The organism is Streptomyces sp. NPDC058665 (assembly GCF_042714995.1).
Taxonomy (GTDB): Bacteria; Actinomycetota; Actinomycetes; order Streptomycetales; family Streptomycetaceae; genus Streptomyces.
Genome location: NZ_JBHXRX010000071.1, coordinates 26191 through 38931, shown reverse-complemented (window position 1 = coordinate 38931; position 12741 = coordinate 26191). Strand labels below are relative to the sequence as shown.

Sequence of the window (12741 nt, the reverse complement as noted above, 5' to 3'; positions counted from 1 at the left end):
GGCGTGGGAACGCTGGGCGCAGGAATGGGAGTTCGCGGGGCGGGGCGGGGCCTTCGTACGCCGCGGGCGCGCACCTTCCGCGTACGGCCACGGGAGCGGGTTCGTCCGCCCGTCGGGCGGCGGGTCCTGGATCCGGGCCGACGCCGATAGGCTGACGCCCGGCAGCACGGGCCACCCGGCCGTGCCCCGTCCACAGACCCCAGGAGCGAGCATGAGCAGCGCTGTCACACCGGCCGGAGGCGACACCATGGCGGCGCGTTCCTGGCCGGGTGTACTGAACCCGCTGCTGCGCGGTGAGGACCTCGACGCCGAGGACACCGCCTGGGCCATGCACCGCATCATGAGCGGCGAGGCCACCGACGCGCAGATCGCGGGCTTCGCGGTCGCGCTGCGCGCCAAGGGCGAGACTGTCGACGAGGTCACGGCACTCGTGGGCGCCATGTACGAGCACGCCAACACCATCGAGGTCCCCGGCGACACCGTCGACGTCGTCGGCACCGGAGGTGACCTCGCCAAGACCGTCAACATCTCCACGATGGCGGCGATCGTGGTGGCCGGATCGGGCGGCAAGGTTGTCAAGCACGGCAGCCGGGCGGCCTCGTCCGCGAGCGGCGCCTCCGACGTGCTGGAGAAGCTCGGCGTCAATCTGGAACTGACGCCGCAGCGGGTCGTGGAGGTCGCCGAGGAAGCCGGCATCACCTTCTGCTTCGCGGCCAAGTTCCACCCGGCGCTGCGGCACGCGGCTAAGGCCCGCAAGGAACTCGGCGCGCAGACCACGTTCAACATCCTGGGCCCGCTCACCAACCCGGCGCGGGTCCGCTCCCAGGCGGTCGGGGTCGCGGACATCCGGATGGCGCCCATCGTGGCCGGGGTGCTCGCAGCGCGGGGCAACTCCTCGCTCGTCTTCCGCGGCGACGACGGTCTGGACGAGCTGACCACGACCGCCACCTCACACGTATGGGTGGTTCGGGACGGCCAGGTCACCGAGCAGTCCTTCGACCCCAGGGACATCGGTCTGGAGCTGGTCCCGGTCGAGGCCCTGCGCGGTGCGGACGCCTCGTACAACGCCGACGTCGCGCGCCGGCTGCTGGAGGGCGAGACCGGCCCCGTACGGGACGCGGTCCTGCTGAACGCGGCGGCGGCGCTGGTGGCGCTCGAACCGGCGGACACCCCACTGAACGACCAGCTCGCGGAGAAGATGGTGCGGGCGGCACGCGCGGTGGACTCGGGCGCGGCGAAGCAGGCGCTGGACCGCTGGGTGGCCGCGAGCAACGCGTAACGGCCTGCCGCCGGCCCGGATCGGCGGGGTGCTGCGGTCGGGACGGCGTCCCGGGCCGTCGGCCCGTGGACCTCGCCTGCCGTCGATCGCCGGACGGCCGCATCGCGGCCCGTCCGCGATCGAGGACGAACCGGCCCCCGGGGCCGGCCCGGTCGAACCGATCCTGACGAGGCACGGGTGTCCCGTATGACGGACGCCCTCTGGGCCGTCTCGCTGTGGTGGGGTAATCTCACCCCAGGTCATGAGTGACAGCGACTACGGCCCCGGCCCGCTGTCCGGCAACCCTCCGTCCGTGGCGGGGTGCCCCGGGTGAAGACCAGGCCGTAGCCAGCGAGGTCTACGGCAAGCGCGGACCCCTGGACATCGTTCGGATGTCGTCATCCCTGGGGTCCTGGTCCTCAAGGGAGCAGTCTCGTGAGCAAGCGAATGCGATAGGGCTTCAGGCCCGTTCCCCGCGCGCGTCGCGGCGGAACGGGAGCCGGCCCTCTTCAGTGAGCCCCACACCCCGCGCGACCTTCCGCGCCGTCACGGCACCGCGTGTGCCGTCGCGACGGCGTGCCCGTCCGCCGGGTCCTGATGCCGTTTCCGCCTTGTCCCGCCGGGAGATACCGACATGTCCGCACAGACCGACACGCCTCACCGCACCAGCACCGACCAGCCGCTCCCCGTCCTCGGACGTGACGTCACCGTCCCCCTCGTCACCGGCGGTGAGGTCACCTACGCCGCGCTCGACTACGCCGCCAGCGCCCCCGCGCTCCAGCGGGTCTGGGACGACGTCGCCGCCTACGCCCCGTACTACGGCAGCGTCCACCGCGGTGCCGGATATCTCTCGCAGCTCTCCACCGACCTCTTCGAGAACAGCCGCCGTACCGTCGCCGGCTTCCTCGGCTGTCGCGAGGACGACCAGGTCGTCTTCACCCGGTCCACCACCGACTCGCTGAATCTGCTGGCCGCCGTGCTGCCCGCCGACTGCGAGGTGTTCGTCTTCGAGACCGAGCACCACGCGTCACTGCTGCCCTGGCGCGACGCACGCGTCAGCTACCTGAACGCGCCGCGCACCCCCGAAGAGGCCGTCGCCACGCTGGAGCGGGCGCTGGCGGGCCGGTGTGACCCGAAGGGCCCCGCGCTGGTGTGTGTCACCGGAGCCTCCAACGTCACCGGCGAGCTGTGGCCCGTACGGGAACTGGCCGCCGCCGCCCACGCCCACGGCGCGCGCGTGGTCCTCGACGCCGCGCAGCTCGCCCCGCACCACCCCGTGGACATCGCGGAGCTGGACGTGGACTGGGTCGCCTTCTCCGGGCACAAGCTGTACGCGCCGTTCGGCTCCGGTGTGCTCGCGGGCCGCGCCGACTGGCTGCGGGAGTCGGAGCCGTATCTCGCCGGTGGCGGCGCCAGCCGCAAGGTCGCGCGCCGTGGCGACGGGGGAGTGGACGTCGAGTGGCACACCACCCCCGCGCGCCACGAGGCCGGATCGCCGAACGTCATCGGTGTGTACGCGATCGCCTCGGCCTGCAAGGCGCTCACCGAAGCCGGCTTCGACCGCCTCGTCGAGCGCGAGCGGGAACTGGTGGCCCGGGTGTGCGCGGAACTCGCCGAGGTCCCCGAGGTGCGGGTGCTCTCGCTCTTCGGCGACGCCGCGCCCCGCGTCGGCGTCATCTCCTTCGTGGTCGACGGCTGGAACAGTTCCCACTTCGCCGCCGCGCTCTCGGCGGAGTACGGCATCGGCGTACGCGACGGGCTCTTCTGCGCCCACCCGCTCGTCCGCACCCTGCTGGGCGGCGACGCGGAGGACCCGGGGGAGTGCGGCGCGCCCGACGCCGGTCCCGGCGAGAAGTCGCTCAACGCGATCCGGGTCAGCTTCGGGGCCGGTACGCCGGACGAGCACGTGGCCCGGTTCACCGGCGCCGTCAGGGAACTCGTCCGGGACGGCGCGCGCTGGAACTACCGCACCGAGGACGGCCGTTGCGTCCCCGACCGCGGCTGACCCACCCCGCTCGGATCAGGCGTCGAGGCCGATCGCGAAGGCCGCTTCCAGGTCGTGCTGGGAGTACGTACGGAACGCCACATGCGTGTCCGTGGCCTCGACGCCCGGGATCTTGCTGATGCTGCCGGGGATGACGTCCGCCAGGTCGTCGTGTTTGGCGACCCGCACCATGGCGATCAGGTCGTAGGTGCCGGTGACGGAGAAGACCTCGCTGACGCTCTCCAGCGCCGCGATCGACTCGGCGATCTCGGGGATCCGGTCGACGCTGGTCTTGATGAGCACGATCGCGGTGATCACGGTTGACGTTCTCCCTCGGGGGCCGCTGAACGGGACTTCACTCTAGCCGTACGCCGGAAGAGCCCCCAGGCGGCGACGAAGCCCAGCGCGAAGCCCACCAGATGCGCCAGATACGCCACGCCGGGGCCCGGCTCGGCGTCGCGGGCCGCCAGCCACTGGAGGACGAACCAGAAGATCAGGACGATCCAGGCGGGGAAGCGCAGCGGCAGGAAGAAAAGGAACGGAAAGAGGCTGGTGACGCGTGCGCGGGGAAAGAGACAGAGAAAGGCACCCAGCACGCCGGAGATCGCGCCCGACGCACCCACCAGGGTCTGGTCGGACTCGGCGTTCACCGCCGCGTAGGCGAGCAGGGCGAGATAGCCGCAGACGAGATAGAAGAGGGTGAACCGCACCCTCCCCATCCGTTCCTCGGCCATCGCCCCGAAGACATGGAGGAAGAGCAGATTGCCGAGCAGATGGAGCCAGCTGCCGTGGATGAACAGCGCGGTGAGAGGGGTGAGCAGAGCGTGGGAGTCACCGGCGGTCAGCTGGTCGGGGATCACCCCCCAGCGTTCGAAGTACGAGCTCTGCGCCGCGAGCAGCGTGTCACCCGTCCCGTACGCGGGGTTGAACCCCGACAGCGGGCCGGTCAGGAAGGCCAGGGAGCACAGACCGATCAGACCGTAGGTCATCACCGGCGCTCCGGTGGTCGCCCGCCAATTGATCATCCAAGGATCATCCCGTACGAGGACAGACAGGCACAGACCGCCTCGCCGCGACCTGGGACTTGCGGGAGGCCGTAGGGTTACGGGCGCGTACATCCATGGAACGGTGCCGTACCGGTGACCGGTGCGGCAGGCTCGAACTCACGACATCAGGGCTCGACGAAATGAGGACGGCACGATGACGACGGTTCCCTTGCCGACCGACGCCACCCGGTGGCGCTGCACGCTGTGCGGCAATCTCACCAGGTTCGACGTGACGCGTTCGTCCAAGGTGGTGGAGTACGTCCATCTGGACCTGGCCGGGACGTCGAAGGTCGAGGAGCGCGACGTGGTCAGTGAGACCATCGAGTCCGTCCGCTGCCGCTGGTGCAACGCGGTGGATCAGATCGAACTGGTTGACAGGCCGGGCGCCGGTTCCTGAGGGAGCCGCCCGAAAGGGTAGTGGGGTGAACGGATCGTGGAGCAGCCAGCACGTGGCGCCGAGCCGGCCGGTGCGGCCGACGGCGACGCCGAGGCGCTCGACAGACCGCTGCCCGAGTCCGTACGGCGCCGGGTCGTGGCGCTGGTCTCGGACGCCTTCGGCGGTCTGACCGTCACCGAACTGCCCACCCAGCTGCGCCAGTACGCGCGCTTCACCCCGACCAGGCGGGCCCGGTTCGCGGGCAACGCGATGGCCGCCGCCCTGGAGAGCGACCCGGTGTTCCGGCAGCGGATCGGTGAGCGGTTCGGCCAGGCGGACCCCGAGCTGGCCGCCGCCGTGGAATCCGGCTCGCCGCCCCCGGCCGCCGACCCCGTCGACGTGGCGGCGGCCGCCTATGTCCTGCGGCCCGTCGGCTGGGTGAAGCTGGTGGCCGCCGCCGGCGAGGAGGTCCAGCGCGCCGACGCCGAGCGCGTCGACGAGGAGAACCGCCGCGAGTTGGAGCGGCTGCGTGAGGAGCTGGACGAGGCCCGCGCCGCGACGAGGAGCGAGACCGAGCGGCTGCGTACGGAGCTGGACACCGCCCGCAAGGAGGCCGAGTCCACGCACCGTAAGCTCCGCAGCGCCCTGAGCGATGTGAAGCGCGGCGAGGCCGCCCTGCGGCGTACGACCGCCGAGATCGAGGCCGCCCGCGCGGAGGCCGCGGTCCAGGTGTCCGCGGCGGAGAGCGAGACACGGCGCCTCAAGGCCCGGCTCGCGGAGGCGGAGGCGGCGGTGGAGGCCGGCCGCCGGGCCGCCCGCGAGGGGCGCTCCGTGGAGGACATGCGGCTGCGGTTGCTGCTGGACACCGTCCTGGAGTCGGCGCAGGGCCTGCGGCGGGAGCTGGCGCTGCCGCCGGCGGCCTCGCACCCCGCCGATCTGGTCGACGCCGTGGCGCCCGGCCGGATGTCTCCCAAGGACATCGCGGCCCGTGCGCTCTCCGACATGGACCCGGCGCTGCTGGACCAGTTGCTCGCGCTGCCGCAGGCGCATCTGGTCGTGGACGGCTACAACGTCACCAAGACCGGCTATCCGACGATGCCGTTGGAGAAGCAGCGGCTGCGGCTGCTGGGCGGGCTCGCGATGCTCGCGGCGCAGTCCGGCGCCGAGATGACGTGTGTCTTCGACGGGGCCGAACTGGTCGCTCCCGTACTGCTGGCGCCGCCGCGCGGGGTAAGGGTTCTGTTCTCGAAACCGGGTGTGACGGCTGATGAGTTGATCCGTCAGCTCGTGCGGGCGGAGCCGCCCGGCCGCCCGGTGGTGGTGGTCTCCACCGACCGTGAGGTCGCCGACGGCGTGGCGCGGGCCGGCGCGCGGCCCGTCGCGTCCGCCTTGCTGCTGAAGCGGCTTTCGCGCGTCTAGTAACTCCTGTGGCCAATGCGGCATTTGGTCACTCCATGTCACACCACAGCGTCAATTGCTCATCACTGTCAGTGTGATGTATGTGAAGAAACCACTCCGCGGCCAAATTTTTGCTCTTCAGGATTTGAACTGATCACGAGAAGGTCACTAGGGTCAGGCCTCGAACCTTCGCGCGGTTGATCACCCATCCGGGGTGGCGGCGAAGGAACCGCCGAATTCGTGCAGTTCAGTCCGGTTGCACCGGATTCCCGGCCCCACCGGGAACGCTGAGCTCATGGAGCCGGGGATCTGCTCCCCGTACACCCGGTAGGCGGCTCGAGGAAGAAGGAGCTCGCCTTCGTGGCGTCCCACCGTCGTCCCAAGCAGCCGAGCCGCGCCCGCGTGACCGTGCTCTCCGCGACCGCAGCCGCAGCTGTCGCTCTGACGTCCCAGGCCGCGCAGGCCGACCCGAAGCCGACCGTCGAGGACGTCAAGGAAAAGGTCGACAAGCTCTACCACGAGGCCGAGGCCTCGACGGAGAAGCACAGCGGCGCGGAAGAGAAGGAAAAGAAGCTCGAAAAGCAGGTCGAGGCGATCCAGGACAAGGTCGCGCGCGGCCAGGACGAGCTCAACGAGCTGCGTACCGGCCTCGGTTCGATGGCGAGCGCCCAGTACCGCTCCGGCGGCATCGACCCCGCCCTCCAGCTCTTCCTCTCCTCCGACCCGGACGACTATCTGGACAAGGCCTCCGTGCTCGACCAGATGGGCGCCAAGCAGGTCGGCGCGCTGGAGAAGATCCAGGCCAAGCAGCGGACCCTCGCGCAGCAGCGCAAGGAGGCGTCCCTCAAGCTGAAGGATCTTGAGTCGACACGGGTCGAACTCGCGAAGAAGAAGAAGGACGTCCAGACCAAGCTCAACGCGGCGAACAAGCTCCTCAACACGCTGACCGCGGAGGAGCGCGCGAAGATCCAGGAAGAGGACGCCGAGCGCGCGGCCCGTGGCAACGAGCGCGTCAACCTCGGCAACGAGTCGGCCTCTTCTGGCCGTGCCGCCGCCGCGCTGGCCGCCGCCAAGACCCAGCTGGGCAAGCCGTACATCTCCGGCGCCGAGGGTCCCAACTCCTACGACTGCTCCGGGCTGACCCAGTGGGCCTACGCCCAGGCGGGCGTGAGCCTCACCAGGACCACGTACACCCAGGTCAACGACGGCGTCCAGATAGGCAGGGGCGAACTCGCCCCCGGCGACCTGGTGTTCTTCAGCGGACTGAGCCATGTCGCGCTGTACGTCGGCAACGGCCAGGTCATCCACGCCCCCAAGCCGGGCACCGTGGTGCGGTACGAGGCCATGGAGTGGGCCGGCAGCTTCCAGTTCGGCGTCCGCGTCTGACCCACCGCTCGGCGCGGGTGCTCCGCACGGACACCCGCGCATATCCACGGACACGACCACGGTCGCCCGTACGGGCGAACTCCGTTCGCTCCCGCTGACGCACGCCCCGCCGGTGACCTGTGATCTCCGGCGGGGCATCACTGTCTGTGCCCGGCGCGGTCTTTGGTCACTCCGTGTCCGCGCGGTTACTCTCTGCTGCGTCGCAGCTCCCGGTCATGGTTCCGCCCGTCGGGCGGCAGGGGCTGCGCGGTTGCGTCCAGCGGAAGGAAGTGCGGCTTCCTGTGGTGTCCCATCGTCGTTCCTCACCCCCCGGCCACAGCCGGGGCGCCCGGGTCACGGTCCTGTCCGCCGCGGCTGTCACGGCCGCGACCGCCCTCGGGACGGCGCCGGCGGGCGCGGACCCGGGGGAGACGACCGAGGCGACCCGGTCGGCCGTCGACCGGCTGTACGCGGAGGCCGAGAGGGCCACCGAGCGGTTCAACAAGGCGGGCGAGCGGGCCGGTGTGCTGCGCGAGCGGGTGGACCGGGTTCGCGACAGCGCGGCCCGGGGCCAGGAGCGCGTCAACCGGATGCGTGGCGCGCTCGGTTCGATCGCCAGTGCCCAGTACCGCTCCGGCGGACTCGACCCGGCGCTCGCGCTGCTGCTCTCGTCCGACCCGGACAACTATCTCGGCAAGGCCGAGGCCCTGGACCGGCTGAGCGACCGCCAGGCGGTGGCCCTGCGTGAACTCGGCCTCGCCCAGCGCAAGCTCGACCGGCAGCGCGACGAGGCGGCCAAGGACCTCGCCGAACTGGAACGCAGCCGGGCAGCCGTCGCCCGCCACAAGCGCACCGTCGAGGCCAAGCTCGCGCAGGCGCGGCGGCTGCTGAACTCGCTGCCCGACGCCGGGAGGGACGCCGGCCGGGCCTCGCGCTCGGGGCGCGACGCCGGCCCGCTGTCCTACGGAGGGGAGGCGCCCGCGACCGCGTGGGCCGCGGCGGCGGCCCGTGCCGCCCGCGGGGTCGTCGGCCTGCCCTACGTGTGGGGCGCCAACGGCCCCTCGGCGTTCGACTGTTCGGGCCTGACCCAGTGGGCGTACGCGCAGGCCGGGGTCTCCCTGCCGCGTACGTCGCAGGCGCAGCGGTACGCGGGACAGCGGGTGCCGCTCTCCCAGGCCAGACCGGGCGATCTGGTCGCTTACCGCGACGACGCCAGCCACATCGGGATGTACATGGGCAACGGCCAGGTCGTCCACGCGCCCTACCCCGGTGCCTCGGTCCGCTACGACCCGGTCGGCATGATGCCGGTCTCCTCCGTCACCCGGATCTGAGCGCGGTCCGGGCACCGGAGGACCGGTCACCGACGCATCGTCGGGATTCGTCCTCGCGGCGCCCCGTACGATCGACCGGGTGGCAGGTCAGGGACGTACGACTCGGAGACGTGCGGCGGGTCGCGGGCGTACGCCCACCCGCCGCGTGGTGCGCCGCCGTGCGGCGGCCTCGCTGCTGGGGTGCCTGCTGGTCGCATCCGGCTGTTCGGCCCCCAGGGCGACCGACGCCGACACCGCCGCGATCGAGCGCACGCTCGACCACCGGGCCGACGCGCTCATCGACCGTGACGAGAGCGGCTATCTGGCCGCCGTCGATCCCGCGGCCGGCGAACTGCTCGCCACCGAGCGGCGGACGTACCGGAACCTCGTCGACGTGCCCGTGCGGTCCTGGGAGTGCGAGCTGCGCGACGTCGAGCGCTCGGGGAAGCGCGCGACGGCGCGGGTCGAGCTGCGCTACCGGATAGAGGGCTACGACAGCGCGCCCGTCACCTCGGCCCGCACGCTGGAGCTGGCCGAACGGGACGGGCGCTGGTACATGACGGCCGACCGGCCCGGCGATGGCGGCGTGCAGCAGCTCTGGCAGCAGGGCGCCGTCGACGTCGTCCACGGCCGACGCAGCCTGGTCCTCGGCGTCGGCCAGGACAACGAACGGCTGCGTGAGATCGCCGCCGCCGCCGACCGGGCGGTGCCCGCCGTCGACGAGGCGTGGCCGGGCGAGTGGTCGGGGCGCGTCGTGGTGCTGGTGCCGGAGTCGGTGGAGTCGATGGCGGGTCTGCTGGGCGCCTCCGCGACGAGCTACCGGGGCATCGCCGCCGTCACGACCGGTGAGACGCGGCGGCAGGGCTCGTCGCCGGCGGACCGGGTGATCGTCAACCCCGACGCGTACAGCATCCTGGGCGACTTCGGGCGCCGGGTGGTCCTCACCCACGAGACCACCCATGTGGCGACGCGGGCGGACACCTCGAAGGCGACGCCGATGTGGCTGTCGGAAGGTTTCTCCGACTGGGTCGCCTACCGGGACACCAGCCCCATGGACGGCCAGGCCGCGCCGGAGCTCGAACGGTCCCTGCGTCAGGGTGACCTGCCGGCCGCGCTTCCCGAGGACAGTGACTTCGCCTTCGACGCGAAGGCGGACGAACTGGCGCGCGCGTACGAGGGCGGGCGGCTGGCGTGCGAGCTGATCACCGAGCGCTGGGGCGAGAAGAAGCTGACGGACTTCTACCGGGCGGTCGGGGAGCACGAGCAGCGCGGGGGAGCCGTCGAGGACGCGATGAACGAGGTGCTGTCGGTGACGCCGGACGAGTTCGGCGGACTGTGGCGGGACTACATGCGCGAGCGGCTGCGCTGAGGGCGCCCCCGCCCGCTGGCCGTACGACGCCCGTACGGGCGCAGGGCGGGGCCGTCAGGAGCCGAGCAGCCGGTACGTGTCCTCCTTGCTCTCCTCCTCGCCCCCGGCCGCGCTCGCCACCTCCTGGCCTTCGCGCGGGCGCGGAGCGGGCACCGTCGCGCGCCACAGCCGGCCGCACGCCGTCAGCGTCGCGGCGACCAGCAGCCCGTTGCGTACGACGAGCAGGGTCACGCCCAGCGGGTCGCTGGCCGTCACGTTCGAGAAGAACACCGGGAATTCGAGCACCGTGACCGCCGATGCGGCCACCACGAGCACCGCGGGCAGCGCCATCGGGCTCGACCGCAGAAGCAGACAGACGGCGGCCAGGCCCACCAGCCAGATCAGGTACTGCGGGCTGATCACCCGGCTGGTGACGGTGAAGAGCAGGACCGCTGCGAACGCCGCGTCGCAGGGGGTGCTCGCGGTGAAGGTGGCCGCCTTCACCCGCCAGACGAGCAGCCAGCCGAAAGCCGTGACGCTGAGGAGAAGGGCGAGCGCGCTGACGAGCGGGACGTAAGGCCCCATGAACTCCACCGAGCCGTAGGAGAACATCACCGCCCCGTCCCAGCCGAGATGGCGGGCCACATGGAAGACCAGCGCGCCCAGCGACTCGACCTCCGTGCCCCGGTCGCGCTGCGCGGTGAGGAAATCCAGCGCGCCCGGCAGCACCGCGGACACCATGGCCAGCAGCGCGAGCGCCGTCGCCACGGCGGCGGACCAGGACAGCCGGGTGGCCCGGCCCCGCGCCGTACCGATCAGCAGCAGCACCGGCCACACCTTCAGCAGCGCCCCGAACCCCGCGAGCGCGCCGAGGAGTTGGGGTCTGCCCAGGCCCACGAGAAGGGCGCAGACGGCCACGGCGGTCACCATCAGGTCGTAACGCGCGTACCCGGTGGGACCGAGCAGTGCCACGCCCGCCACCCACACCCAGGCGCCGCGGAGCGACCGTCCGGGGCGCCGCCCCGCGTGGAGCAGCAGGCCGAACACCAGGGCGTCGCAGAGCAGACAGAGAGTGAAGAACGCCGTGGCGTAGCCGAGGAAGGGCAGCAGGGCGGGGGAGAGGATCGCGAACGCGGCCCCGGGCGGGTACTGCCAGGTGACGTCCGAGCGCGGGAAGGTGCCGGAGCGCAGGACGTCGTACCAGCCCTGGTAGGTGACGGAGACGTCCGGGGTGACGTCGGCGCCCGGGGTGACGAGGATCCTGAGGACACAGAGCATCAGGACGGTCCTGGTGAGAAGCCACACCACGACCGGCCAGACCGCGTGGCTCCCGCCCGCCTTCGTGGCCGCCGCGACGCGGGAGAGTGCCGTGCCCTCGATCACCATGACCACCTGACCGTTTTGGCCGATATGCCTTACGTATGGACGGGAGCCATCATGCGGGGGAACGGGCGCGCGACCGGTGAGGCGGGGCCGTTCGGTACTGTCGGCGGCGATGCACAAGACCTTGATCGTGACCAACGACTTCCCGCCCAGGCCCGGCGGCATCCAGGCTTTCCTGCACAACATGGCGCTGCGGCTGGACCCCGACAGGATCGTCGTCTACGCCTCCACCTGGAAGCGCGGCGCCGAGGGCACGGAGGCGACGGCGGCCTTCGACGCCGAGCAGCCCTTCACGGTCGTGCGCGACCGCACGACGATGCTGCTGCCGACCCCGAGGGTGACCGGGCGGGCGGTGGGACTGCTGCGTGAACACGGCTGCGAGTCGGTGTGGTTCGGCGCCGCGGCCCCGCTCGGTCTGATGGGCCCCGCGCTGCGCCGGGCGGGTGCCCGGCGGATCGTCGCCACCTCGCACGGCCACGAGGCGGGATGGGCGCAGCTGCCCGCGTCCCGGCGACTGCTGCGCCGTATCGGCGAGGGGACGGACACGATCACCTACCTCGGCGAGTACACACGCTCGCGCATCGCCGCCGCGCTCACGCCGGAAGCGGCCGGGCGCATGGTCCAACTGCCGCCCGGCGTCGACGAGAAGACGTTCCATCCGGGGTCGGGCGGCGACGCGGTACGCGAGCGGCTGGGGCTCGCGGAGCGGCCGGTGGTGGTCTGCGTCTCGCGGCTGGTGCCGCGCAAGGGGCAGGACACCCTGATCCTCGCCATGCCCGCGATCCTGGCGCGGGTCCCCGACGCCGTACTGCTGATCGTCGGCGGCGGACCGTACGACAAGGAGCTGCGGAAGCTGGCGACGGAGACCGGCGTCGCGGACTCCGTACGCTTCACCGGCCCCGTGCCCTGGTCCGAACTGCCCGCCCACTACGGCGCCGGCGACGTCTTCGCGATGCCCTGCCGCACCCGCCGCGGCGGCCTCGACGTGGAGGGCCTGGGCATCGTCTATCTGGAGGCCTCCGCGACGGGCCTCCCGGTGGTCGCGGGCGACTCCGGCGGCGCTCCTGACGCGGTACTGGACGGTGAGACGGGCTGGGTGGTCCACGGCGCCCCGCCGGCGCTCGCCGCCCAGGAATCGGCGGACCGCATCACGACCCTGCTGCTCGACCCCGAACTCCGCCGTCGCATGGGCACGCGCGGCCGTGACTGGGTCGAGGACCGCTGGCGCTGGGACCTCCTGGCGAACCGCCTGCGCGAGCTGTTGTAGGAGCCC

The 12741-nt window shown here is 72.0% G+C and carries 11 protein-coding genes and 1 riboswitch; of the genes, 8 read left to right on the top strand and 3 right to left on the bottom strand.

The window, feature by feature from the left end; genetic code table 11:
* Positions 1–211: 211 nt before the first annotated feature.
* On the top strand, positions 212–1279 hold the full coding sequence (trpD, locus tag ACFWV8_RS32585) for an anthranilate phosphoribosyltransferase (RefSeq protein WP_384212458.1): 1068 nt from the start codon (positions 212–214) through the stop codon (positions 1277–1279).
* 237 nt (positions 1280–1516) lie between these two features.
* A riboswitch (SAM riboswitch) is annotated at positions 1517–1634 on the top strand.
* A 258-nt stretch (positions 1635–1892) separates the two neighbouring features.
* Positions 1893–3263 carry an aminotransferase class V-fold PLP-dependent enzyme gene (locus ACFWV8_RS32580; RefSeq protein WP_384212456.1) on the top strand — a complete coding sequence of 457 codons (1371 nt, stop codon included), beginning with the start codon at positions 1893–1895 and terminating at the stop codon, positions 3261–3263.
* A 15-nt stretch (positions 3264–3278) separates the two neighbouring features.
* Here ACFWV8_RS32580 and ACFWV8_RS32575 read toward each other — a convergent pair whose 3' ends face one another.
* Positions 3279–3560, bottom strand: coding sequence for an Lrp/AsnC ligand binding domain-containing protein (locus ACFWV8_RS32575; protein ID WP_329388774.1), 282 nt, complete (start codon positions 3558–3560; stop codon positions 3279–3281).
* A complete protein-coding gene (locus ACFWV8_RS32570) occupies positions 3557–4267 on the bottom strand; it encodes a rhomboid family intramembrane serine protease (RefSeq protein WP_384212452.1) in 711 nt (236 codons plus the stop codon). The genes ACFWV8_RS32575 and ACFWV8_RS32570 overlap by 4 nt, the downstream gene beginning before the upstream one ends.
* A 175-nt stretch (positions 4268–4442) precedes the next feature.
* On the opposite strand from ACFWV8_RS32570, the gene ACFWV8_RS32565 reads away from it, so the two are divergent.
* The 5 genes from ACFWV8_RS32565 to ACFWV8_RS32545 all read left to right on the top strand — a co-directional run bounded on the left by ACFWV8_RS32565 (position 4443) and on the right by ACFWV8_RS32545 (position 10106).
* On the top strand, positions 4443–4685 hold the full coding sequence (locus tag ACFWV8_RS32565) for a hypothetical protein (RefSeq protein WP_384212449.1): 243 nt from the start codon (positions 4443–4445) through the stop codon (positions 4683–4685).
* 36 nt (positions 4686–4721) lie between these two features.
* Entirely contained in the window at positions 4722–6083 is a 1362-nt protein-coding gene (locus tag ACFWV8_RS32560; RefSeq protein WP_384212446.1) for an NYN domain-containing protein, read from the top strand.
* 339 nt (positions 6084–6422) lie between these two features.
* On the top strand, positions 6423–7448 hold the full coding sequence (locus ACFWV8_RS32555) for an NlpC/P60 family protein (RefSeq protein ID WP_329388783.1): 1026 nt from the start codon (positions 6423–6425) through the stop codon (positions 7446–7448).
* A 281-nt stretch (positions 7449–7729) separates the two neighbouring features.
* Positions 7730–8758: an NlpC/P60 family protein gene (locus ACFWV8_RS32550; protein ID WP_384212442.1), complete on the top strand. Its 1029-nt coding sequence runs from the start codon at positions 7730–7732 to the stop codon at positions 8756–8758.
* Between the two features lie 79 nt (positions 8759–8837).
* A complete protein-coding gene (locus ACFWV8_RS32545; RefSeq protein WP_384212439.1) occupies positions 8838–10106 on the top strand; it encodes a hypothetical protein in 1269 nt (422 codons plus the stop codon).
* Between the two features lie 54 nt (positions 10107–10160).
* Here the strand turns inward: ACFWV8_RS32545 and ACFWV8_RS32540 are convergent, their stop codons facing one another.
* On the bottom strand, positions 10161–11363 hold the full coding sequence (locus ACFWV8_RS32540; protein WP_384212468.1) for a glycosyltransferase 87 family protein: 1203 nt from the start codon (positions 11361–11363) through the stop codon (positions 10161–10163).
* Positions 11364–11580: 217 nt separating this feature from the next.
* Here ACFWV8_RS32540 and ACFWV8_RS32535 point away from each other — a divergent pair, with 217 nt between their 5' ends.
* Entirely contained in the window at positions 11581–12735 is a 1155-nt protein-coding gene (locus tag ACFWV8_RS32535; RefSeq protein WP_384212437.1) for a glycosyltransferase family 4 protein, read from the top strand.
* The last annotated feature ends 6 nt before the right edge of the window (positions 12736–12741 follow it).